This is a genomic window from Citrobacter portucalensis (assembly GCF_023374935.1).
Taxonomy (GTDB): Bacteria; Pseudomonadota; Gammaproteobacteria; order Enterobacterales; family Enterobacteriaceae; genus Citrobacter; species Citrobacter portucalensis.
In genome coordinates, this window is sequence record NZ_CP092466.1 from 1039057 (window position 1) to 1064142 (window position 25086).

Genomic DNA, 25086 nt, shown 5'->3' on the forward strand with positions numbered 1-25086 from the left:
CTGTGTAAACAGGGCAGCAGCATCGTGCAAAATGAAAAGGCACTGATATGAATTCTGATTCATCTGCTGCAAACGTGCAGGCAGAAGGCGTGGCAAAAAGTCCTGAAAATGACAATCAGCAGGCTTTAGCGATGCTGCAAAAAAGCGACCTGGAGATGGTTCGCGTGCTCGACGACCTGATTAACCTGTTGATTCGTAAAGGCGTGATTGCCATTACCGATCTTCCGCCGATGGCGCAGGTTAAATTAATGAATCGCGCAAACGCGCGCCAGGAACTTGGTGGGTTAGAACAGCTGCTTGGTAACGATGAACGTATATTTTAGCTGATGCAGGCAGTTTGTAGGCCGGATAAGCGCAGCGCCATCCGGCTATACAAAGGCGTATCAAGACGCCAGTTTTATCACAATGGCGCGGGCTCACCTAATAATTGCCCCATTGCACCATCAATCCCTAATTCTTGCAGCACCATAAGCTCACCTTTCGTTTCAACACGTTCAGCAATGAGCGGCAAATCAATACTGCGCGTGGCACTGCACAATACTTCAATAAATAACCGTTTATCGTTTTCTTCATTAATATTGCGGATATAGCTGCTGTCGATTTTCAGATAAGCCAGTCCCCACTGCGACAGATGACCAATCATATCGAAACGGCTACCGAAGTGTTGCAGACCCAGCGAGCAGCGATGCTGACCAACGGTTTTAACAAATGCCGCCATCTGATGGGGACCGGGTAACTGATTTTCATCCAGTTCCAGAATCAACTGACTGGCTAATTTCGGTGAATAGCGCAGCGGGGTGAGTAGCTCAGCAGTGGCGGCCGCACTGGCGACAGAACTGCCGGAGATACTCAACGCCAATTTTCCGGGCGCGGTTTTCAACTGGTTCAATGTCAGTTTCAACATGGCTTTATCGAGGCGATGGCTCCAGCCAAAGCGGTGGATCCAGGGCAGGAACCGTCCCGCGGTAATGGCGTTACCCTGCTCATCAATAATGCGCGACAGCACCTTGTAATGCAGGATTTTGTCCGGCTGGCGGCAATCGACTACCGGCTGATAAACCAGCTGGAACTGCTGATTTTCCAGTGCATGCTCCAGACGCACAAACCACAAATGCTGATCTTCTGTACTCGCAGGAACTTCAGTGGTGGGAACCACCTGATGGTCGGTGTGTGTTTCCGCTTCAACCAGCAGGCGATCGGCCTGGATCAGCAATGATTGAGCATTATCTCCGGCGCTAAACGGCACCATGCTGGTATAGGCCACCGGCTGTTGGTCTGACATTCCGGTGGCGTAAAAGGCTGTCAGTTTTTGGCACAGCGAATTGCACAAATCCAACATCTCACCATGTGTGACGCCAGGGCAGAGTAGGGCGAACTCACCGCCGCGAATGCGGGCAAGCGTGCTGTCGAGAGGGGCATACTTTTCTCTGTGCGCGTTCAGCAGGTTGGCGATGTTGAGCAACAGCTTATCAGTATGCGGTCCGCCAAAGCGCTGATTCAGACCGCCTAAATCCTGAACGCGGACCAGCATCAGATATCCCGGTGCGGTATCGGCATCGCTTAGCCGCGCCTCAAGCTGCATATCGAAAGCCCGGCGATTGGCAATTCCGGTTTGGCTGTCGAGATAAGCTTCATTATGCAGGCGCTCGCTATAGATAGCTTGTTCTTCAAATAACGATTTAAGCTTCGCGGCCATTAAATTCATGGCGCCTACAACGCGGCGTAATTCCGGCGTTTTGGGTAACTCGTGGAGCGTCAGAAACTCGCGACGAGTAATAGCTTCGGATTGTTTTGCCATGTAATTGAGTGGGCGCAGCAGTTTGCGCAGCAGCAGAATACCGGCGATTAAGCTGGCGAGGCTACAGGACAGCATCCACAGCAGGTTGCCTAAGGTATTGTCCCACAGACGCTGCACGGCAAAGATAGGATCGCTGGTCACTTCCACGCGAGCTGCCTGCTGCCAGCCGCGCATAATCGTTGCTTCACCGGTTTGCGGGGTAACATCCACCAGATCGACGAACCAGGCCGGGACGTTGGGAATTGACGCTGCCGCACTGCGCTCAAGCATTATTTTGCCGTTCGCCAGATCGACAATGCGGATTTTTTTGTAGTAACCACTATCGAAAATGGAACTGACCATCAGCTCGATCATTGCCGGGTCGTTGACGTTGGGCGTTAGCGAAACGCCTAGCGCCGTTGCGGCATCCTGGGCATGTGAAAGGAGTTGGTTATTGGACTGATTGCGAGAACTCTCCAGCGTCACAATAAAATTGCCGCTGAACACAACCATCATAAAGAGAGAGATTGCCAGAAGTAACTGTTTAAAAAGAGACACGGGCGATTCCTATTTATCCATCGGGAAGCCTTCTTCCCGCATTTTGGTGAAAACTTGCTGCCAGCGAGAAAGCCTCTTGCTGTCCCCAACGCGTTTATTGTTTTGATTGCCGGGAAGCCAAAGGCCGGTGTTGTTAAAGGAGTAGACGGGTAATAGATCCATGCGCTGCGTCGCAGGAGAAATAGTGCTGGTCAGACTGTCGAGTACCAGAGGAATCGCCTCAGGGGTGGCGTACCAGGTCAGCACCATGTGTGCGCGGTTTAAACGCAGGGCTTTAACATAGGTGATGCGAAGTTTGTCTTCTGATACTCCCAACTGGCGGAGGGTGAAATATTTGGCGATCGCGTAGTCTTCACAATCTGCCTCACCCTTGCGCAGCGACTCGATAGGGGTTGCCCAGTAATCGACGTTATGCCAGACATCAATGTCTTCGGTATAGCGGATCTTATCGTTAAAGAATTGATTTACAGCGCGTAATTGCGTTTGCTCGTCAGCATTACGCAACTGGAGCAGAAGCTGTTGCCAGGCGTGGATCCGTTGCTGCGCTTCTGGCGTTGCCGGGCCATAAAGCGCATCGGATTTTTGTTGAATATTGGCAAAATCCCAGGCCGCGCGCAGCGAATGGACTGACAGCAATAGCAGCAGCGCCCCGGGGATTTTCCACAGGCGCAGCAGGCGGTGGCGTAAGCAGCGGCGGATAATGTTCAATGGCTATGCTGACAACTGCCCGGTGACGGGTTTTTCAGCTTTTCGCAGGACCAGGGAGACAACCACTTTTTACGTAATTGCACGTTGGCCGGCGAGGCAAAAAAATCTTTCAGCGTACTGTCAACAAACGTCACAAACTGCTGATCGTTTTTCCTCATCATAATGGCATAGTGCATATCATTGCCGATGCTCTCAGAAGAGACGCTGAACAGTTCAGGTTGCTCGCTATGATTAATCAGCGGCCAGGCCAGAATATCATCAATAAAGAAAGCAGCGGATTCATTATGCGCCATCTTCTCAAATGCGCCCTTGATGGTGGTGCTGGTAATCGTTGAAATATTAAGGTGTTGCTCTCTGTTGGCTTTATTAAATTCCAGCAAATCTTTTGAGCTTCCGGTCAGACTCACCGTGCGACCTTTAAGATCGGCGATTGACTGTATATTATTCTTACGTAAAGAGATGATGCGCATCTTTGCGGTGTAATAGTTTTCAGAAAACGACACGCTGGAGGTCCGCTCCGGCGCATTGGTATTTACGCCACAGTCCATATCTATTTTACGCGAGTTTAATGCGGAGAAACGTTCGGCAAAATTCACGGGAATGTAATGAATGGTTAAATTATTGAGCTTCAGATTCTGGCGCAATTTATCGGCAATCATGTTGCAAACCGCAATGGTATAACCCGTGACTTTGCCATTGCGGTCAGTAAAAGAAAATGGCGGCAGCTGGCGGTAACCCACGTTGAGCACGCTGCTGTTCTGAATATGATCGAGCGTCGCAGCGTTCTGTTGCGCCATCAGTGCGGGGGAGATGACGAGGCCTGCCAGTAAAAACAGCCATTGCGCCGTACGCTTTACCCTTGTCATCTCACGATTAATTATATTTTTCATAATCAAAACTGATCTTCTTTTTAGCAGACGTTAATGCTTTCAGGTTATCTGACATGGGAATGTTTAAATTAATGGCTTTCGGCGGAATCGGTGACTGAAACCATTTATTGTACAGCGCAGTAAATTCGTTGCTGGTCATCAGGGAAGAGAGCGTGCCATCAACAAATTCTTTAAATTCTTTATCGTGTAACGGCAGTAACAAGCCAGCCGGTAGCGGGGCGCTGAGCGCAATGTCGGAAAGTTTATAGTCTTCAGGATTTGGCGTTTGCGCGATCATCCCTTTGAGTAGAACCGTACTGGAGATCAGTGCAGAATACTCACCACTCTTCAGTTCATTGAATGCGGTAATATTGTTGGTATCGAGTTGAATATTAATATCCAGGTCATTGGCAGCATTCACTTTTTGCAACTGTTCAACGTAAATCGTGCCGCTTTTTACCAGTACGCTATGTCCGGAAAGTTCTGTCAGATTGTCGTTGTTTTTATTTTTACGCATGACGAAGCGGGTGCTTGAAAAATAAAACGGCAGCGAGAACTCGCTAATGCTGTGGCGACTTTTCGAATAAAAGGCCGGGATACACATTATGTCTGCCATGTGATTTTTAATCAGGACAAATTGCGATGCCGAGTTAGCTTTTACCCACTCGACCTTCAGATTTTTAAGCTGAAGTTTTGTCTTGAGTGCGCTGACGATACTGTTGCAAATATCAATGGAATAGCCGGCTGGTACGTTGCCATTCTGCCAGGAGAAAGGAAACGCATCATCCTGATAACCAAGGGTAATGCTTTTCTTGCTGGCGATCTGCTCCAGCGTGTGCAACGGCAGGGCAGAGCCTGCTAAGCATGGCGTTGCTGAAACTATTAACAGGGCAAAAATCGTCAGCATGCGCTTTACCGGGCGAAAGAAGTCAGACATTGCACAGTCCTTCTTCAATGGCCTCTTTGGCAAATGCGGAAAGCACTTCACGCTCGCGCAGCGGATAGCTAAAGAAATAGCCCTGAACATTCTGGCACTCAATGTCGCGCAGAATGTCGCGTTGCTGCGCGGTTTCTACCCCTTCAGCGGTGACCGACATATTGTACTTATGGGCAAACTGAATCAGCATCACAATCAAATACTGACTGGCATTATCCTGCTGCAGTTTATCGACCAGCGTGCGCGCTATCTTGATGCGAGTGAAAGGATAGATCAGCAGATAATCCAGTGCCGCGTAGCCGGTGCCTAAATCATCCATCGCAATTTCAATGCCCAGAGAGCGGATCTCTTGCAGCACGGGTAAGGCAATCGACTTATCCAGCTTTTCGGATTCGGTAATTTCTATTTCAAGACGTTCGGCTGAAAGTTGACTGATGCGTAACGCATCTTTGATCACGTCAACCAGTCCTGGGCTGTGCAGCTGGTAGGCCGATATATTGACGGCTACCCTGATACGTTCCGGCCATTTGGCAGCGGCTTCACAGGACTGACGAATAATCCATTCGCCCAAACGCACGATCAGACCGGAGTTCTCGGCAATGTTGATAAAATAATCAGGGTAAATCAGTCCTTTAGTTGGATGATTCCAGCGGATCAGTGATTCGTAGCCATACACGCTTTCATCTTCCAGATTGATGATTGGCTGGTAATGAAGTTCGAACTCCTTGTTATCAATACCATCGATAATTTCCTGATTAATAAACAGGCTGTGAGTTTGCATCATCACCATGCCGTCTTCGAAGAAATGGAAGCAACCCCGGCCGTGATGTTTAGACGCGTACATGGCAAGGTCGGCATTAATCATGAGCGTAGAGCTATTATTGCCCTGCCTGGGCGCGGTGGTAATACCGATACTGCAGCTGATGGAAAAAGTATGCGTGCTCCAGGTAAATGGGGTGCTCAGCGCGCGGATGATTCGCTTCGCCAGGCGATGTGCTTCTTTGATGGCGTTGTCATCGACATGTTGCAAAATGGCGAATTCATCACCGCCCAGACGCGCCACGATATCGTTGGGTCCCAGCAAGAGCTGCAGGCGCTGGGCAACGCTGATTAACAGTTCATCGCCCGCTTTATGGCCAAAGGTGTCGTTCACCGGCTTGAAGTTGTCGAGGTCAATCAACAGCAGGTTGAACGCTCTGTCCTCCTGATGAAGTTCACTGACGCGCTTATCTAAAGCCAGGCCAAACGATACGCGGTTGGGCAATCCGGTCAGCGAATCATGATGGGCCATATGCTCCATCTTTTGCGACATTTCATGCATACGTTGCAGATAGCCGCGTTCTTTCATGGCGACGCGCAATTTTTCAATCGCCCCGGCCAGATGTCCAATCTCATCGTCCTGATCGAGATAGGGCGTTATACAGTCCGTCTCTTCATGGGCGATGCGGGTAAGGGAGTTAATAAGCAGCGGAACCGGACGGAATAAACGGCGCATAAACATCGTGACCAGTGCCAGCGTTACCAGCAAAATCAGGACAAAAATGATACTGCTTTTTTTCAGCATCGCATCGTAGGTGGCGTAGAGATCGCTTTTTTTACCGATGCTGCTTATCAGGCTACCGAGGATCTCACCTGAAGGCGTCAGAATAGGGACGGCGCTGATAAAGCACTCTTCGCCATTAATCTGGGCGAAGCCAACATAGTAGTTACCCAGCACATCGCGCGGCAGACGACCGGGGAAAGAGATGATCCCATCACCCTCTTCTGACTTGTTGTTGATGCCAACAAACCCTTTCTCCGGCGTATACAGAAACAACCATGTAGGGCTATGGGTCTGTACTGATGCCAGTGCCAGAACGTCAACCGGGTTATAACCGGTTTGCATAATAGAGTCGGTGTCACCAATCTGTCTGTCGGAGACAATGCGGGATATCTGTCCTGCGTCGCTGGTTTCGACCGAAACGGTGGTATACACGTTGCGGATGATGTAGGTCATAATCTGTGCATTCGCTTCAGCCCGCTGTACCCACTGCTGATAAGAAAAGTTATCTATCAGGCTCCAATTGGTAAACGCGCCAGCACTAAACGCAATAACGATACCCGCCAGCAAGAATTGCGTTATTTTGCCAGTGATTGAATGTTGCCACCCTTTTATTGCTTTAAGGGAAAACAGAGACTTTGCCACGGATTATGTTAATTCCTGAAAATATTATTCGGTGCTAAAATTAATTTCTGTTATTACTTGATGGAATATTATTGTTGCAAATAAGTAGATGAAAGATGTGAAACGTAATGACGTAACAAATAACTAACATTGAACCATGGTGAGTAATGACAAAAATAACGGTATGCGAATATAGATAACGCTGCTCTTTTCGTCAATAGGCAAAAGTGTACATAAAAATACATTTTCTGAATGCCCCTTTCAGGATATTAATGTTGACATTCATGGTGCTTGAGAAGATTTTTTATACGTACTGGTTGGAGGTGTTGGGAAACTGACAAAGGCTTTTTTGTTTTTTACTAAACATCAATGAATTAGCAGTTTTTTGGACAGGCATTTTAGTGATTTCATCCCCACAGGATGTCCATTTTTGTCTATAAATGGGTATTTATTTCCTGATTTGATATGAATAACATGCTCTCTTCATTATAGAACCTTATTTTATTTTCTCAGTGCGCGGTCAATGTTGACAATTTTGCTATGGTTCATCGGCTGACCCAAAAGGATTTGTTTGTGACATTCGAGTCTGGATTAAAGTCCTATTGGTATAGTGCATAGCGGATAAATTGATTTGGACGCAATAATAAATTCAAACACGATAAAAAACATTCGGGAATGGTGCCTGCCACTTGTCTTACCTGGCCTTTTTTACCCGCTGGCACAATATCTTAACGGTTATAGCATTCTCAATAATACTATTTTAACAGTTTACGATCTCAAGCTAGCCGTATTTTCTGCCGCATTGGTCTTGTTCGGTTTTCGGGTGTTGCCGGGATTTCTTCTGTTCCTGACGGTCATGTTTGTGGTCGGTCCGCAAAATGAACGGGTAGATGCGTTGTGCCTGATCATCGCGTCGACCTTAAGTTATGCCGCGTACCGCAAATTCACCGGCAGACGCAGCTGCGTTAGCTTTGGTCGCATCAAAATTAGCTTTAATCGTCTGCTCTGGCTTTGTGGCTACAACGTCCTGCTGTATCTGGTGTTCAGCAAACTCTTTGCAATGTTTGTCGCCCACGGACAACGCCCCGATGTGGATAACATTCCGGCGTTGAGTCTGGGCATGCTGGTACGTATTCAGGGGATCATCAACGGTTGCCTGACGGGGATCCCTTTATTTTACAAGATTTACCGCATCATTCGTCGACCGTCTTTCCTGCTGACCTTTATGCGGGCCATTGCCGAACAGTGTAAAGGCAATGTCGGCGTCTACGGCGTTATATCCTGGTGCATCTTGCTGTTTTTTCTGATGTTCTTCTTAACATCACCGGATAATTTGGATGTTTTTTTCTCTATCTATAGCCTGATCCTGTTATTTCCGTTGATGCTGTGGGGAGCAATCAAGATTGGCCACTTGTTCACAATGCTGGTGTGGACGATCGTATTAATCATCTTAGGCAAACATAACGACAGCTATATCGCCAGCAATGTTAACTTTATGCTGCATCAGGCGCTGGTTTCGACGTTGATCTTTGTCTTTTCACTCACCATTGTGATCATGGGGGTACTGGCAAAATTTACCCGTCAGCGTTTTAACCAGGCGCTGCTGCTGGGGCTGACTGACCCGATGACAGGCATGGCAAATTTACGGGCGCTGAAGACGGAGCTATTTACCACTGAACGCGCGACCGTATGTCTGATACAGATCCCCGAGCTGGAGCTTTTTTCGCGTCGCTATGGTTTTCATTTCCGCGCCCGCTACCAGAAGATCCTTGCTGAGCATTTGCGCAGACATCTGGTGAAAAGCGAGAAAGTCTATTACCACGCGGGTTATGATCTGCTCATCCGGCTGGAAAATGGCACCTGGGAGCGGCTATGCGATCTGTATCAGGCCGCCAACAGTTTTCGTCTCTTTTACAACAACCATCGGTTGGGTTTTCGCAGTGGTTTGGGCTATTGCCTGATTAACGATCTGAGTGATGATATTTATCAGCTGGTGGGGAAACTGGGCATGGTGGCGGGTTTATCTCTCACCAACGGCAGGCCGGAAAACCTTGAGGCGCAGCATAGCCGGATCCTTGGCAACCACATTGTTGATAAAACGGAAATTCGCACTGCGCTGCAAAATGCGCTGGATAACAATGCGTTTGTCCTGATGGCACAGCCAATAGTCAGTACCCACGGTGAAGCGCCGTATCATGAAATATTGATCCGTATGCTTAACGAACGGGGAGAATTTATTCCACCGAACAGTTTCCTGCCGGTTGCTCATGATGCGGGGCTGGCACCGGATATCGATCTCTGGGTTATCGAAAACACCCTCAAATTTATGCGTAGCCACCCGCAGCGTTGTTTTTCTATTAACCTGGCACCAGTAACGGTGTGTCGTTCAAATATTGTTACGAAGATCACCCAACTCCTGCACGACTACGCGGTGGAGCCACAGCGGATTATTTTTGAAATAACGGAAGCAGATACGTTATCAGACAAAGAACAAACCGTGGAAACGCTACGTTTAATACGTCAGCTGGGATGTCGGGTGGCAATTGATGACTTTGGCACCGGGTTTGCGAGTCATGCGCGCTTGATGAATATCGAAGCAGATATCCTGAAAATAGATGGCTCTTTTATTCGACGGATCACCGAAAGTGAAATTAGTTACTACATCGTTGAGTCATTCTGCCGCGTTGCTGAAATGAAAAAAATGCAGGTGGTCGCTGAATTTGTCGAGAATGCCACTATTCAGGCCTGTCTGGAAAAAATGAATGTGGGCTGGTTACAGGGATATCACATTGGCAAACCTACGCCGCTGTTCACGCTCGAATCACAGGGCGCTAGCTCCTGATGACCAAAAAAAGAGTAATTTCTTCTCAGGTAGAGAATAAAAATCATGAGTGACATTATTAAAGTAAAAAATCGAACGGCGAATACCACCAGTGAGGGACCGCGCGCTCGACTATTGTCCTGGCTGCACAACATCCATCCCGGTGTGGCGATGAAGCTCGGTATGATTTTGGTTGTTTGTATCGCAACGTTGCTGATTGGAGCCTCTTTTATATTATCGTCTTATCTTTCCAGAGAATTGCAGGTCAATGCGCTGGAGATGATTAAAACCAACACGCGGATATTCCACAACAGTATTTCTAACGAGTTTCAGCGTGTGACTCGCGATGCGGAACATTACAGCAATGTTTATATTAATAATTATCAAAACGTTGCCAATAAACCGCTGCGTTATATGGACTCTACTGAATTAAAAACGGTGCTGAGCAACCCGAATACTAACTCACATTTCACCGAGTTAACCAGCGTATTTGCCAGTACGTTTATTCTGCAAGGCGAGCAATTTGTGCGTGTCAGCAGTACGTTACTGGCGAGTTCAGGCAATACGGCAACAGCAACAGCGCTAAATAGCTGCGCGGAATAGTAGATCACTGAAAGGGAACTCAGCCCGGATTGTGCGATCTGATCAATCGCCAAACCAACCAAAATCACCAACCGGACTGAGCGATGCCGATCATAGTACCAATACCCCGTGGCGAACGACGCCTGATGCAGAAAGCTATTCATAAAACGCGTGATAAAAATCATGCCCGCAGACTCACGGCCATGCTGATGCTTCATCGGGGTGAACGGGTCAGCGATGTTGCCAGAACTCTCTGTTGTGCCCGTTCATCCGTTGGTCGCTGGATTAACTGGTTTACGCACTCAGGTATTGAAGGCCTGAAATCCTTACCCGCAGGGCGCTCCCGACGCTGGCCTTTTGAACATATCTGCACCCTGTTACGTGAGCTGATAAAGCATTCTCCCGGCGATTTTGGTTATCAACGTTCACGCTGGAGCACCGAATTACTGGCAATAAAAATCAATGAGATAACCGGTTGCCAGTTACATGCAGGAACCGTTCGCCGCTGGTTGCCATCTGCGGGGCTTGTATGGCGCAGGGCCGCGCCAACTCTGCGTATCCGTGACCCACATAAAGATGAAAAGATGGCGGTAATCCACAAAGCGCTGGATGAATGCAGCGCAGAGCATCCGGTATTTTATGAAGATGAAGTGGATATCCACCTTAATCCTAAAATCGGTGCGGACTGGCAGTTGCGCGGACAGCAGAAACGGGTAGTGACGCCGGGGCAGAACGAAAAATACTATCTGGCCGGCGCACTGCACAGTGGCACGGGTAAAGTCAGCTACGTGGGCGGCAACAGCAAAAGTTCAGCGCTGTTTATCGCTCTGCTGAAGCACCTGAAAGCCACTTACCGGCGGGCGAAAACAATCACGCTGATCGTTGATAACTACATTATCCATAAAAGCCGCGAAACACAGCGCTGGTTGAAAGCAAATCCCAAGTTCAGGGTAATTTACCAGCCGGTTTACTCGCCGTGGGTGAATCATGTGGAACGGCTATGGCAGGCACTTCATGACACGATAACCCGTAATCATCAGTGCCGCTCAATGTGGCAGTTACTGAAAAAGGTCCGCCATTTTATGGAAACCGCCAGCCCATTCCCCGGAGGAAAACATGGTCAGGCAAAAGTGTAGCGGTATTAGGCGCAGCTATTTAGGGCATGATAATCCGGCATTGCCGCTGCTTTTGAAAAATAAACCCTTTTCCGGTGTGGTCACACTGTTCGGTAAACAGTTTATTAGTCACTACGAACCGATTGCCGACAAATATGGTCAGGTCGTGGGGGCCGTCGCGGTGGGTTTCGACGTCAAACAGAGTTTGCAACCAATCATTCAGCGTTTGTTGAATGTGCATATTGGTAAAGATGGCTACGCCTATGTGCTGGATGCCGGATTTGAACCAGGTCGTATGCTGGTCCATCCCTCGTTGAGCAACCAGCAGGCAATTAATATTACCGATGCTAATGGTTTTAAGCTGTTTGCCGACATGCTCGAACACAAGAATGGCATCACTTACTACAACTGGGTGAGCGGTTATGGCGCATTGCCGAAGACCAAAGTTGCCGTTTATGAATACGTTGAAGGGATTAACTGGATAATCGCCACCACCAACTATGTTGATGATGTCGCCAAGAGCAGCAATCTGGTGCGTAACGGTCTGCTGCTGTTCACCGCGCTGTTGCTGCCCATCATTTTACTGCTGATTGCTGTGGCCAGCCGTTTCCTGATTTCCCGGCGCTTAAACCGTGTCCTGGGAATTGCACAAACCATTGCCGAAGGCGACTTAACGGTGGATGTTCAGGTCGATCACCACGATGAGATCGGCGAACTGCTGAGTGCGGTGGAGATGATGCGTCAGCGTCTGCACTCGTTGGTAGGCGGTATGGTTTCTCATGCAAATTCGGTACATCAGGCATCTTTGCATATTACCGAAGCGGTCGATGGGCAGGCATCAACCAGCGTGGAAACCTCATCTTCAGTAGCTGAAATTACCTCCACCATGGAAGAGCTGTCTGCCTCATCGACACAGATAGCCGAACACTCACGGGCGGTTGTGGATATTGCCAACCAGACGCTCGAGGATTGCAATAAAGGCTCCGAGTCGATGTCGCAATTGCTGATGCGTATGACGGATATTGATACCGACAATCAGCAAAACATGCGTGAAATCATGATGCTCGGTAGTAAGTCGACGGAAATCAGTCGCGTGATGGTGATCATTAACAGCGTCGCGGATCAGACGAAACTTATTGCCTTTAACGCAGCGCTCGAAGCTGCCAGCGCCGGGGAAGCCGGTAAGCGTTTCTCGGTTGTGGCGGCTGAAATCCGCCGTCTGGCGGATTCGGTGACGGAATCGACGGTTGAAATTGAAAATAAGATCAGCGAGATCCAAAACGCGATTAATCGTCTGGTGCTGAACGCGGAAAAAGGCGGCGAGAGCATTAAAGCGGGCGCAATAGCCTGTAAAGTCAGCGCCGAGCATCTGAACGATATCGTTGTTACGGCCGAGCAAACCTCGACGGCTGCGCTGCAAATATCGCTTTCAACACAGCAACAGAAAACGGCGAGTAATCAGGTGGTCATGGCGCTGCGTGAGATAGTTGTTGCCAGTAACTATACCTCGCAATCTATCAAAGACATTCTGGTTGTCAGTCAGGATATGACACAACTGTCGAAAGCGCTGAAAGAGGCTTCGTCCTCATTCACACTGACGGAAACAGATGCATGAATAGCAGCAACATTCGGGTGCTGATCCTCGACCTGGGCAGCGCATCGCGTAATGAGCTGGTCAGGCAACTGGAGGATCACCCGCACATTAAGGTGGTAGGGCAAGCAGCCCATCGCAGGCAGGCGATCCGACTGTTGCAACAGCTGATGCCTGACCTGCTGATTCTGACGCTGGATATTTCGGGCGCCGATAACGTCGAAATCGTGGAAACGATCATGGCAACCAGCGCGATCCCGATCCTTGTCATGAGATTTTGTCCAGAGAATCAATGGGATGATGACTACATTTCCCGTGGTGCGTTGGCGGTGTTGCACCATAGCAGTGATTCACCACTCTCAACGGATGCTTTGCATCGTAAAGTAGAATTATTGGTCGGTGTGAAAGTCATTCGACATATCAAGGGATTACGCTATCCAGGCGAACCGGTAATCCCCACTGCAAGACCGATGATAGACGTTGTAAAAACGCCACAGGACTGGCCTTTTGTGCTGGCGATTGCCTGCTCGACGGGCGGGCCGCAGGCGCTCAGTAAACTGTTACAGAAGCTGCCCGGTACGTTCCCGTGCCCGGTACTTATTGCCCAACATATTGCCGATGGCTTCGCGAAAAATATGGTGCATTGGCTGGATAGCGTGACCGATCTGAAGGTGCGACTGGCGCAGGAGGACGATCGGGTGGAAGCGGGGTATGTGTATATATTGCCGCCGGAGCAGCACCTGATCGTCAAAAGCAACCAGCGTTTAGCGGCGATCCCAAGACAGGAAAGCGACGTTTATCATCCCAGTTGCAACCTGTTGCTGGAGTCAGTGGCTGAGGTGTTTCGCGAAAAAGCCGTCGGACTGATTATGACCGGCATGGGCAGCGATGGCTGCCGCGGCATTGAGCTTATTGTCCGCCGTGGCGGAACAACGCTGGCGCAGGACGAAGAAAGTTCGGTGGTATTCGGTATGAATAAGAACGCGATCGACAAGCAACTGATACACCGCACGATCCCCCTGGATGGTCTTGCTGCAGTACTGCTTTCGATGGCTTGCCACGGGCATGTTGAGAGTAAATTGCCATGATCCCTAATCTTCCTGACTATGCTCGCCTGATCAAAGAACGGGTCGGTTTGCACTTCGATAACGCCATGGAAGCATTGCTGAAAACGGCGCTGGGTCGGCGAATGGCCGAGCGAAAAATCAATGATTACTATGAATACTATGAACAACTGCGTAGCTCGCAGAATGAGTTTGATAGTTTCATCACGCTGATTACGATTAACGAAACCTATTTTTTCCGTGAAAGCGATACGCTGGATTTAATCTGCGATAAATGGATCCCGCGTCTGTTGCAACAGCGCAGCGGCCCGGTGCGTATTCTGAGCGCCGGATGTTCTTCCGGAGAGGAAGCCTACTCGTTGGCGATCAAGCTGCATGAGAAATACCTCGGCGGGATGGCCCAGCGCATCGAAATTTACGGCTGTGATATTGACCCGGCAATCCTGGCAAAAGCCCGCAACGCCTGCTATTCAAGCTACTCGTTTCGTGGCGTCGACCCGAGTATTCAGCAACGCTACTTCACCCGCTCGGGAAACCTCTACCGGCTGCATGATGAGATCCGTGAGAAGGTCACCTTCCATCGCACCAACATTATAAAAGAACAGTTACTGCCGGAAGTGGACATCATTTTGCTGCGCAATGTGTCCATCTATTTTGATACGCCAACGCGTCGCGAGCTGCACGGTAATTTGCTGAAGATGTTGCAACCGCAGGGAGCCTTATTTTTTGGCAATGCGGAAACGCTGGCTAACAATTTCGACATTCTGAAGCTGGAGCAGGAAGAGGGGATTTTCTATTTTTGCCACCATCGTGAAGCGCCAAAGGCTGCGCCTGTACCCAGAGTTGCGGTGCGCATTCCGCAGCCGAGAACGGTGGTTGAACAGGTTCCTCTGGCTCCCGCGGCGCAGCAGAGTAATGACTGGCTGAAGAAAGCGCGCGCCAGCCTCGATGAAAAATGTTTTTCTGAAGCCGAAAAGTGTATCGCCTGTGTGTTACGTGACGATCCCCGTAATCAGGATGCGCTGCTGATCCAGGGGGTTATTGCCCTCGAGCAGCGTGAATTTTCTCAAACAGCCGGAAACGCGCAGCAAATCCTTGCACAGGATGAGTGGTCGGCAGAGGCCAAAATGCTGCTCGGCCTGGCGATGATGTGGCAACACCAGACCCAGCAGGCCATCGCCTGGTTCAAGCAGGTGGTTTATCAGGAACCCGGCTACTGGCCTGCGCACTATTATCTGGCTGAAATGTACCGGCAAAGCGAGTTATACCAGCCTGCTCAACGGACTTATCGTGTGGTGATGCAGTTACTGAACGACGAGATAAACAATCCGTCATCGGTTTGTCGTCTGCGTTTGCCAATGGTATTTCCTGGCAATACGTTTCGTTTCCTGTGTGAACATCAACTGGCGCAATTCGCCCATCAAAGTGGCTAATAAGAGCGATTATGGCTATCGATCTGAAAAAATTCGTTCTGCGCTTTATTGATGAAGGGAGAGGTCATTTGCAGACGATCAGCGAAGGGGCGTTTCTCCTCTCCGCTGATGAACATACCGACGCCTGGATAGGTGAGATGTTTCGCGCTGCGCATACCCTGAAAGGGGGCGCGCGGATGCTGAAGCTGCAAAGTATTGCCGATGTCACGCATCATCTTGAAGATGTATTGAGTGAACTACGTGATAACAAACTGACGCCGGACAGGGCGCTGGGCAATCTGATCCATGAGTCTGTGGAGTACCTTTCTGGTCAGCTTACCCAGCTTTTTGTCAGCGAAGGGGATAATCAATTGCCACCGGCGGATGCCGGGCTATGCGAACGCCTTGCCCGCGCCAGTCGGGGAGAGGATATCACGCTGGCTGTCGAAACTGCCGGGGCAACAGAAAAACCGGTAGTCCCTGCGCCCGCGACGCCAGCCAGTATAGATTCCGGTATTAAGCAGGCTGATTTCGTTCGGGTAAAACTGAACAAGCTCGATGGCCTGATCGACATTCTGGGGGAGGTGCTCGCCGGACATGATCGCCTGGAACAGCAGATACAAAACCTGAGTCAACTGGTACCACGGTTACCGGGATTAAGCGCTGAACAGCTTCGCCAGCAGATCCATGACTTTAGCGCCCAGCTAAAAGAAAGCGTTCAGCTCCAGCATTTACAGATGTTTGAACTATACGATGTGGCGGCGCGGATCCGTATGCTGCCACTTTCAACGTTGTTTGAACCCATTTCGCTGCAGGTCAGCGAACTGGCTTCCACACTGAACAAGCAGGTGGTGTGCCGCTTTGTTGGCGGAGAAGTGGAAATCGACCGCCAGCTCATTGATCGGCTTTCGGAGTCGCTGACTCATCTACTGCGTAATGCCGTCGATCACGGGATTGGTGAGATCGACGAACGTCTGGCGCTCGGTAAATCCACTCGCGGCACGATTACCATAACCACCCAGCAGGACGGCAGCGGGATACTACTGCGTATCGAAGATGATGGCCGTGGTCTGAACTATGAGGCCATCAGCGCGAAGGCGGTCAGTAAAGGTCTGGTTCCTGCTTCAATGGCCGGGCAGATCTCCGAGCAGGAATGTAATGAGCTGATTTTTCATCCCGGCTTTTCGACCAGCAAGATAGTCTCCGAGCTTTCTGGTCGCGGCGTTGGTCTTGATGTGGTGCGCAAAACGGTGGTGACCGACCTGCAAGGCGATTTGCAGGTTTATAGCCGTCCGGGAGTCGGAACCAGCTTTAACCTGCGGTTGCCTGTTTCGTTAACCATGATGCGGATTCTGCAATTTGAAGAGCAGGGGCACCTGTTTGGACTGGCTGCGCAGTATGTGGTTGAGGTGGTGGAATGCACGCCACAGGGGATCAGCGATATCGCCGGACGTCCTGCCATTATCTTACATAACGAGTTTATCCCAGTGGTTTGCGTAGGCAGCTTGCTGGGCATTCATGAACGCCAGAGCAGCTTTTCAACGCCTGGACAGCGATTAATCGTGGTGCAGAACCAGTACAGCAAAATGGCGCTGCAGGTGGATAAGCTGCTCGATGAACGCAAGATGATGATCAAACCGTTACCGAAGCATATGCAACAGCAGTCGCTGGTCTCCGGGATGGTACAAACACCGGATAACCAACTGGTCAGCATCCTGCACGTTCCCGCGCTGATGGCGATGGCGCAACAATCACGGCAAACCAGCACACCAGCGCCCGCCACGAGCGTAACGCAGGATGCCTGGCATGTGCTGGTGGTTGATGACTCACTGAATACCCGTGAGATAGAAAAGAACGTGCTGGAAGCGCACGGCTATCAGGTGACTCTGGCAGAAGACGGGCTGTCGGGGCTGCAAAAAGCGAAGCTGACCCAGTTTGATGCCGTACTGACGGATGTCGAAATGCCGTTTATGGATGGTTTCACCTTCACCAAATCGTTGCGTGGGGAGAAAAACTACCAGCATACGCCAATCATCATCGTGACGTCCCGCGCGAAGGAAGAAGACCGGCGACGGGGGATTCAGGTGGGTGCGGATGCCTACATCGCCAAGGGCGATTTCGAGCAGGACAGTTTGATAAAAACATTAAAAATGCTTTTGTGCTGATGGCGCAAAATCGAGAGAGAAAATGCGAATTTTATTAGTTGATGATGATCTTTTTGCGGCTGAACTGGCATCCATATTTTTGCAAATGGACGGCTACGATGTGGTGATTGTGGAAAGCGCGATTTCCGCCCTGGCGTGCCTGGACTCGGATAACAACATCGACCTGGTGATTAGCGATCTGCATATGCCAGAGATCAGTGGTTTGGATTTACTGGCGCTGTTACGCGCTCAGGATTGGGCTAAGCCTTTTATTTTACTAAGTGCCAATGAAGTAACGGGCAGCGACGCTCTGTACGACCGTTGGGTGAAAAAAGATGAAAACCTCGCGGAAAATCTGGGGGCTGCTGTCAATGCGCTACTGCAACCATCTGCGATTAACTGAATAAGCCTACGTGTTTGATGAAAGAAGAAAATAAGCATATAGCGATGGCGGTAGCGCAGGAAAAAATAGCGCGTTTGCGGCAGGGGTTTCTACGCCGAATTCCCGACATGCTGGCACAAGCGGAAAGATTACTCGTTCAACTGGTCGCAGAGCCTAGCGAAGCCTGTCGCAAACAGCTACATATCCTGCTGCACAGTATTCACGGTTCGGCAGGGTCCTTTGGCTTTAGCCCGCTGGCGAATGCCTCAGCAGAAGGTGAGCGTTTACTAACAGAGCCGGAAATAGAGCAAAGCACATTGCATTACGATGAGCTGCGACGAATCATCAGGTGGTTGTACACCCTGACCCAGGAGCAGCTCAATCTTGAACATCGTATCAGCGATACGGAGTTCACATTACCGATCACCGCGCAGCGCCCGGAAGAGGGATATGTTCGGCGGGCCAGTAAGCCTATCTACCTGTGTGATGATGATATTGACCAGGTCGAGCTGCTCGCGACCCAACTGCGCTGTTTTGGTTTTACCTGCCATGTGTTCGCGAACACGCAGGATTTCACTCAGGCCGTATTGTCGCAACCGCCCGCCGTGGTGATTATGGATGTTAGCTTTCCGGACAACGCCTACGGTGGACCGCTGGCAATGTCGGATTTGAAACAAAAAGTGGGCAAACCTTTCCCTGTGCTGTTCCTCTCGTGTCATAGCGATTTCAATGCCCGCGTCAACGCCATCAAATCTGGCTGCGATGGCTACTACGTAAAACCTGCGTCTATCACCGATTTAGTCCAGGAACTTCATCGCCTGACTCAACCGTCGCTGAAAAAGCCTTACCAGGTATTGTTGATTGATGACGAACCCGCGGTGGCGGAATACAACGCGGAGATGCTGCGCATGGCGGGCATGGAAGTGCATGTGCTGGAAAAACCTCACTATCTACTGCATGTACTGAATGCACAGCCGATCGATTTGGTGTTGATGGATTACCACATGCCGGAATTCAGCGGTGAGGAACTGACAAAACTGATTCGCCAAATACCGCAGCATATTGGCCTGCCTATCGCCTATCTCTCCAGCGAGACCAACAAGCATGCGCAGTTGGGGGCAATGAGCATTGGCGCGGAGGATTTTATCCTCAAACAGAGCGACCCTGAGGAGCTGATCCGCGCCGTATCGATCCGCGCGGAAAGAATGCGCGTCCTGCGTGCCCGCATGTCGCAGGACAGTCTGAGCGGGTTATATAACCACTCAACGACCACCCATTTTCTCAAAAGCGCGATTGCCGAGTCGAACTACAGCGGCAACCCATTTTGTATGGTAATGGTGGACCTGGATCGCTTCAAAAGCGTTAACGATACCTACGGTCATGCGGTCGGTGACCAGGTAATTGTCGGTATTTCGCAGTTGTTCTCTCATCGATTACGCAGCACCGATATCGTTGGCCGTTACGGTGGTGAAGAGTTTGTCATCATTATGCCCAACACCAGCAGTGACAAGGCCGCACGCGTGGTCGAACGATTGCGCAGGGATTACGAGCAGGTCACATTTTCCGTTAACGACGCCAGTTTTCACAGTACCTTCAGCGCGGGTATTGCCCAGTGGCAGTTTGGCGATCGGATTGAAACGCTACGCGAACGCGCCGATCAGGCGCTGTATGCCGCGAAACAAAATGGCCGTAATACTTTCTGCATTGCCGAGTAAAAGGAGTCAATATGAGCCAACAGCTGGAGCAGATTCTTGCGCTGAACCATGGTGAAAAACCGGAGTGTGAAAACGTTGATGAACCCCAGCGTACGCTGGTGTTATTTCAACTGGCGGGTAAAAATTTTGCCTTCTATGGGGCGCAAATTAAAGAGATCCTTGCTGAGCGCCCGATCTCCTGGGTTCCCTGTTGCGCGCCAATGCTTGAAGGGGTCATCAACTATCGTGGACGGGTGGAATCGGTAATGAGACTGGACAGCCTGATCGATAAACCTACCGTCAATTCGGCAGGTAAGCGCACTATTTTGATTGGATGCGCCGAGAAAATGCAAAGTGGGATCCTGATAGATAAACTGATTGATGTGTTGGAAGTCGCCGAAAGCCAGATTCATTTGCCAGGAGATTCGTTGCCCCCGGCGTTACAAAGCATCGCTGTGGGGGTGGTTAACGTGATGGAAACCTGGTACACGCTGCTCGATCTGAATCTGGTCTTTGAGCGTTATCAGGAGACCAGCGGTTATGACGGCTCCCACTAATCTGGCGGCGGTACGTATTACTTTGGGAGCGCTAACGTTGTATATACCGGCAAACCAGGTTGGTGTGTGTTCGTTAGTGACTCAGGTTGTGCCTGAAATCCCCCGATTTAGCCAATGGCTGGGGATTGCTGATGAGCCGCAGGAGGGATGGCATTTGCATTTACGCGTCCCGGACAGTGGCGTTGAAACTGGCTGGTACCTGTGGGGACAACTTGAGAATGTGATGCTGTCCGGCGACATTATTTTTGCCGTACCTCCGCTTCTGGCGCGTAACTGTCATCTGCCTGCGCTTCGTGCCCTGGTGGGCCGCGAGGCGTTTAGCCCGCTATTAAGCTGGCGCTGACACGCTGCGGGAGCTTTAACGGTCCCGCAGCATGAGAAGACTGGGAGTGCTATATCCCGTTACTGGATATAAGCATCAACAGCCCGACTGACCAGCTTAGTCATAAAGTTGTCAATCTTATCAATGGTCTGCTTGTCCTGAAGATCATAGGTTTTTGCTACGTCATCCAGGTTTTCATAACCGACCCAAACTCGCCCGTTCTTATCCTGCCATACGGAGACGCGTAACGGCAGATCCAGCGCGACCCCCTGTTTATCCTGCATCAGTTTTGTGCCGACTTTAGGGTTACCAAATACCAGGACTTTCGTTGGCCTCAGGTTCATTCCCGCGCCCTCGGCATTTTTCTCGTGATCAATTTCGGTGAATACCGGAACGCCTTCGCTTTTCAGAATGGCTTTCAGTCGGGAGACCGTTTCATCGACAGAGAATTTACTTTCCTGATTTTTGATCTTCTCTGAATTTAACCCAGAACCCAGCCCGGTTTTATAGGCTTCAGCGATATCACGAGCCACCTGAGTCATGTCTACGCCTTCTTTATTGGTCAGCATTGTCACGCAAACCAGTTCATCACCGGCGGTAAAGCGGCTCAGATAGGCGCTAAAGCCACCTGTGGTTCCTTTGATTTCCAGAAAACCAGGATGGCGGGTAAATTCCCAGCCGGCCATGGCAGGCACGACTTTGCCGTTTTTCAGTTTTGCCGGGCTATAGATAATGTCGCGCAGCTTTTTGTCTTTAACCAGCGTGCTGCCGGCAAGACCGATATCCCACTTACTGATGTCTTCCGCTGACGACCACAGACCACCATAGGCGTACAGATTATCAGTGGCGATCGCGCTGACAGGCGCCAGTTTGTCACCCGCTGCGACGTAACCTGTTGCAGGCTCAACAGGGTTGATCCAGTCAATTTCTGACTTAAATTTCGAATGCTGATTGTGTTGCTTGTCAGGCGTCGGGCGATCAAGGAATGCTTTCGTTGGCATGTCTTTTGCGAACATGGTGCTTTGCAGACCTAACGGCGCAATTTGGTATTTGTTGACGAAGTCTACGTAACTCATTCCGCTGACTTTCTCGACAGCCATACCTAACAGGATAAAGTCGGTTGCGCTGGAGTTGATATCCGTGCCGTTTTTAAATTCGAGCGGTTTATCTTTAACAAGATCCACCAGCTGCGCAGGTGTATATTTTTGCTCTTGTTTATAGCCGAAAGATCTGAAATCAGGGATCCCGGATGAGTGCTGCATTAATTCCAGAATCGTAATGTTATGCCAGCTTTCCGGCAGGCCAGGCAAATAAACACTCACAGGAGTATTAAGATCCAATTTGCCTTGCTCTACCAGTTGCATTACTGCGACTGCAGTAAAAGCCTGCGTGATAGGGCCAATTCCCCACATGGTTTTGGTGGAAGCAAGCTCATCATTGGCTGCCGTTGCCAGACCGTATCCCGCTGAGCGCGGAATATAAGGCGCCTGAACAATCGCCATGGATAAACCCGGCAGATTATTTTTCGCCATTACCTCGGCAATGATCTGATCGATATATTTGCCGTTGACCTTTAATTGTGGATCACCACGGTTAACTAAGTAAGTAGTCTCATTTGTATTGGCAGCGGCCAACACCTGAGTAGCTGAAACTGACATGGAAAGTAAAATACATGCCGAAATAACCTTTAACTTAAGATTCATGGAAAAGCTCCGCGCTTAATGAAATTTATTTTGATGGCTAATGGATGAGCGATGTTGTACATACAATTACCCTCGGTAACCGTACTCATAGCTATTACTTAGCTGCTGCCTTTACCTTTTCAACCGTGGTGTCGGTGTCCCATAAATCATTGGCAATGATGCGGTAGTTGGTTAGAGCGGCGAGATAACCGTCACCTTCCGGAATGCGCGGACCCGCTGTCGCATCTTTAACGACGACAACTTCAAAACCTTGCTCAATCAATTCACGCATATGGGATTCAATACACAGATTGGCAGCCATACCGGCGAGAATGACCTGTGAGACACCGCGTTTTCTTAATTGCAGTACCAGGTCGTTGGTTTCTGGTCCGAAAATCTTATGCGGTGAGGCAATGACCGTTTCGCCATCATAAATATATGGCTTAAACTGCGGTAAAAAGTCTGCGCCGGAATTTTCAAAATTCTCCATCGTCAGTGGACCTTTACGATTGAACATTCCAGTGCCGTGCATAAATGTTTCTCCCGGTGCGGTAGATTGCCATTTATGGTCGTGCGGAAAGTAATAATGTGGAGAAATAAAAACAGGCAGTTGTGCTTCTTTTGCCATTTTGAACAACGTCTCGAGGTTTTCTACAGTATTATTTTCAATAATGCTGTCTTTAAAAACCTCCCAGCCAATACCCTGAGGACTTAAAAAATCGATCTGTGGATCGACTACCACCAACGCAGCTTCCTTATTATTAAGTGTTATACCTTTGCGTGGTAAGCCATAGGCCTCTGGTTCAGAATAGATTTCAGACATGCTCATCTTGCTCATAAAATTTACCTGTATTTTTATCTAATGTGATAGTGACTATCTGATTATTAAATAGCGCTGGTAAATATGGCATGGTTTCAGAACGGGGCATTTGTTCAGGACGCTGGGAATATTGTCATTACGTATTCTAATAACGATAGCGGGCATATCACTGCCCACTCCGTCAGAGGTCGTATTGCTGGCGTCGCCGTTCTAAACGACGATCGCGCAGGGTGGAATAAATAAAGGTCATCACAAACAGTAGTGAAAATAGTACGACGATGGTGGGGGCCGGTGCACTGTCGATGAAAAAAGACAGGTACACGCCCATAAACGAGGTAACGACCGAAATAATCACCGCCAGCCACAAGGCGTGGGAAAATTTCCGCGTCATTAAAATCGCAATGGCGCCAGGCGCAATCAGTAAGGAGATCGACAAAATAATCCCTACTGATTTTAGCGTGGCGACAATCGTCAGGGCGATCATGCACAGTAGGCCGTAATGTAGCAGTGCAGTGTTAAGCCCACTGGCCTTTGCCTGATGCGGGTCGAACGCATGCAGCAGCAGATCTTTCCACTTAAGCCCAATAATAAGCGCTATCCCAAGCGTAATAACCGCGGTTTGTATGATGTCGCTGAACGATACGCCCAGCATGTCGCCGAACAGAATATGATCGAGATGGACTTCTGACTGGATAGAGACGTACAGCACCAGTCCTGCACCAAACATGCCGGAAAAGACGATTCCCATCAGGGTATCGCGTTTGATGCGGCTGTTATCGTCGAGATAACCCGTCGCCACCGCACAGAACAGCCCGGCGATAAATGCGCCAATTGCCAGTGGGATGCCCGCAATCCACGCCAGTACAATTCCCGGGAAAACCGCGTGGCTCATTGCATCGCCCATCAGCGCCCAGCCTTTGAGTACTAAAAATACAGACAGCAGCGCGCAGGGCACGGCGACAATGGTGGAGATGACCAGCGCATTGACCATAAAACCAAACTGAAAGGGTTCCAACAGCGTTGCTAAGATCATACTGACTCCTTGTTCACCAGACGGGCGCGGCGGCGATTAGCCAGCAGACCGTGTTTTGGCGCGAAGACAAATGCCAGCAGGAACAGCAGCGTTTGCAGAACGACAATAATTCCGCCGGTTGCACCGTCCAGCCAGTAGCTCAGCCAGGCGCCGAAAAAGCTGGTCAGGCTGCCAATAGCTACGGCGATAGTGAGCAGGCGTGGAAAACGATCGGTCAGCAGCCAGGCCGTTGCACCGGGCGTAACCACCAGGCAAATCACCAGAAATGCGCCGACGGTTTGCAGCGCGGCGACCGTGGAAACGGAGAGCAGCGTAAAAAATAACAGCTTCAACCGGCCCGGGTTCAGACCGATAGACCGCGCGTGGTTTTCATCAAAAAAGACCACCATCAGATCTTTCCACTTCAAAAACAGGATAGTCAGCGAGATAACGCCGATGATGGCCAGTTGCAGAATATCTTCTGGCGCAATCGCCAGCACGTTGCCGAGAATGATGGTCTGAATGTTCACCGACATCGGATTGAGCGACACCATAAACAGCCCGATACCGAAAAAAGACGAAAAAATCAGTCCGATAATCGCATCTTCCTTCAGGCGCGAACGTTGATTAAGAAACAGCATACTGCCCGCCGCCAGTCCGCCGGAAAGGAATGCGCCAAGCGCGAAGGGAAGCCCTAACATATAAGCGCCTGCCACGCCCGGCACGATAGAGTGCGACAGCGCATCGCCAATCAGCGACCAGCCTTTGAGCATCAGATAGCAGGAGAGAAACGCACACAGGCCACCGACCATCGCCGAGACCCACATGGCGTTGAGCATGTACTGGTAGCCAAACGGCTCCGTTAGCCAGTTCAT

The 25086-nt window shown here is 49.9% G+C and carries 21 protein-coding genes; 12 read left to right on the forward strand and 9 right to left on the reverse strand.

From position 1 onward, the window contains the following. The first annotated feature begins 47 nt into the window (after positions 1-47). Positions 48-323: a hypothetical protein gene (locus LY264_RS04920; RefSeq protein ID WP_048215665.1), complete on the forward strand. Its 276-nt coding sequence runs from the start codon at positions 48-50 to the stop codon at positions 321-323. 77 nt (positions 324-400) lie between these two features. Here LY264_RS04920 and LY264_RS04925 read toward each other — a convergent pair whose 3' ends face one another. Genes LY264_RS04925 through LY264_RS04945 form a run of 5 tightly spaced genes read right to left on the reverse strand, consistent with a single transcriptional unit; the run spans position 401 to position 7034 of the window. Next, positions 401-2335, reverse strand: coding sequence for a bifunctional diguanylate cyclase/phosphodiesterase (locus tag LY264_RS04925; protein WP_048225307.1), 1935 nt, complete (start codon positions 2333-2335; stop codon positions 401-403). Between the two features lie 9 nt (positions 2336-2344). Next, the gene (lapG, locus tag LY264_RS04930) at positions 2345-3037 is read right to left on the reverse strand and encodes a cysteine protease LapG (protein ID WP_071446384.1); all 693 of its coding nucleotides are present in this window, start codon (positions 3035-3037) and stop codon (positions 2345-2347) included. 2 nt (positions 3038-3039) lie between these two features. Then, the gene (locus tag LY264_RS04935) at positions 3040-3933 is read right to left on the reverse strand and encodes a transporter substrate-binding domain-containing protein (protein ID WP_071692228.1); all 894 of its coding nucleotides are present in this window, start codon (positions 3931-3933) and stop codon (positions 3040-3042) included. Further along, positions 3917-4849: an amino acid ABC transporter substrate-binding protein gene (locus tag LY264_RS04940; RefSeq protein ID WP_048225301.1), complete on the reverse strand. Its 933-nt coding sequence runs from the start codon at positions 4847-4849 to the stop codon at positions 3917-3919. The genes LY264_RS04935 and LY264_RS04940 overlap by 17 nt, the downstream gene beginning before the upstream one ends. Continuing rightward, on the reverse strand, positions 4842-7034 hold the full coding sequence (locus LY264_RS04945; protein WP_071692227.1) for a putative bifunctional diguanylate cyclase/phosphodiesterase: 2193 nt from the start codon (positions 7032-7034) through the stop codon (positions 4842-4844). The genes LY264_RS04940 and LY264_RS04945 overlap by 8 nt, the downstream gene beginning before the upstream one ends. Before the next feature lie 787 nt (positions 7035-7821). Here LY264_RS04945 and LY264_RS04950 point away from each other — a divergent pair. From LY264_RS04950 to LY264_RS05000, 11 genes are all read left to right on the forward strand, one after another. After that, a complete protein-coding gene (locus LY264_RS04950; protein ID WP_240498915.1) occupies positions 7822-9855 on the forward strand; it encodes an EAL domain-containing protein in 2034 nt (677 codons plus the stop codon). 45 nt (positions 9856-9900) lie between these two features. Then, positions 9901-10437, forward strand: a complete 537-nt coding sequence (locus tag LY264_RS04955) for a hypothetical protein (RefSeq protein WP_249457493.1) — start codon at positions 9901-9903, stop codon at positions 10435-10437. Between the two features lie 83 nt (positions 10438-10520). Further along, positions 10521-11552, forward strand: a complete 1032-nt coding sequence (locus LY264_RS04960) for an IS630-like element ISEc33 family transposase (RefSeq protein WP_001395480.1) — start codon at positions 10521-10523, stop codon at positions 11550-11552. Then, the gene (locus tag LY264_RS04965; RefSeq protein WP_249457496.1) at positions 11533-13146 is read left to right on the forward strand and encodes a methyl-accepting chemotaxis protein; all 1614 of its coding nucleotides are present in this window, start codon (positions 11533-11535) and stop codon (positions 13144-13146) included. Before LY264_RS04960 ends, LY264_RS04965 begins: the two co-directional genes overlap by 20 nt. Further along, positions 13143-14210 carry a chemotaxis protein CheB gene (locus tag LY264_RS04970; RefSeq protein WP_048215672.1) on the forward strand — a complete coding sequence of 356 codons (1068 nt, stop codon included), beginning with the start codon at positions 13143-13145 and terminating at the stop codon, positions 14208-14210. The genes LY264_RS04965 and LY264_RS04970 overlap by 4 nt, the downstream gene beginning before the upstream one ends. After that, on the forward strand, positions 14207-15619 hold the full coding sequence (locus LY264_RS04975; RefSeq protein ID WP_048225294.1) for a CheR family methyltransferase: 1413 nt from the start codon (positions 14207-14209) through the stop codon (positions 15617-15619). Before LY264_RS04970 ends, LY264_RS04975 begins: the two co-directional genes overlap by 4 nt. A gap of 11 nt (positions 15620-15630) precedes the next feature. Beyond that, positions 15631-17763 (forward strand): hybrid sensor histidine kinase/response regulator, encoded by a 2133-nt coding sequence (locus LY264_RS04980; protein ID WP_048225293.1) that lies wholly within the window; start codon positions 15631-15633, stop codon positions 17761-17763. A gap of 22 nt (positions 17764-17785) precedes the next feature. Beyond that, complete coding sequence (locus LY264_RS04985; protein WP_008785648.1) at positions 17786-18145, forward strand: response regulator; 360 nt, start codon at positions 17786-17788, stop codon at positions 18143-18145. 17 nt (positions 18146-18162) lie between these two features. Then, entirely contained in the window at positions 18163-19839 is a 1677-nt protein-coding gene (locus LY264_RS04990) for a diguanylate cyclase (RefSeq protein ID WP_048225292.1), read from the forward strand. Positions 19840-19850: 11 nt separating this feature from the next. Then, a complete protein-coding gene (locus LY264_RS04995; RefSeq protein ID WP_032944769.1) occupies positions 19851-20375 on the forward strand; it encodes a chemotaxis protein CheW in 525 nt (174 codons plus the stop codon). Beyond that, the gene (locus LY264_RS05000) at positions 20359-20718 is read left to right on the forward strand and encodes a hypothetical protein (RefSeq protein ID WP_003825861.1); all 360 of its coding nucleotides are present in this window, start codon (positions 20359-20361) and stop codon (positions 20716-20718) included. The genes LY264_RS04995 and LY264_RS05000 overlap by 17 nt, the downstream gene beginning before the upstream one ends. A gap of 59 nt (positions 20719-20777) precedes the next feature. Here the strand turns inward: LY264_RS05000 and LY264_RS05005 are convergent, their stop codons facing one another. The 4 genes from LY264_RS05005 to sitC all read right to left on the reverse strand — a co-directional run bounded on the left by LY264_RS05005 (position 20778) and on the right by sitC (position 25086). Continuing rightward, positions 20778-22400 (reverse strand): serine hydrolase, encoded by a 1623-nt coding sequence (locus LY264_RS05005; protein ID WP_048225289.1) that lies wholly within the window; start codon positions 22398-22400, stop codon positions 20778-20780. A gap of 94 nt (positions 22401-22494) precedes the next feature. After that, on the reverse strand, positions 22495-23217 hold the full coding sequence (locus LY264_RS05010; RefSeq protein ID WP_081365275.1) for a cysteine hydrolase family protein: 723 nt from the start codon (positions 23215-23217) through the stop codon (positions 22495-22497). A gap of 163 nt (positions 23218-23380) precedes the next feature. Continuing rightward, the gene (gene sitD, locus LY264_RS05015) at positions 23381-24232 is read right to left on the reverse strand and encodes an iron/manganese ABC transporter permease subunit SitD (protein WP_048225286.1); all 852 of its coding nucleotides are present in this window, start codon (positions 24230-24232) and stop codon (positions 23381-23383) included. Next, positions 24229-25086: an iron/manganese ABC transporter permease subunit SitC gene (gene sitC / locus LY264_RS05020; RefSeq protein ID WP_008785642.1), complete on the reverse strand. Its 858-nt coding sequence runs from the start codon at positions 25084-25086 to the stop codon at positions 24229-24231. Before sitC ends, sitD begins: the two co-directional genes overlap by 4 nt.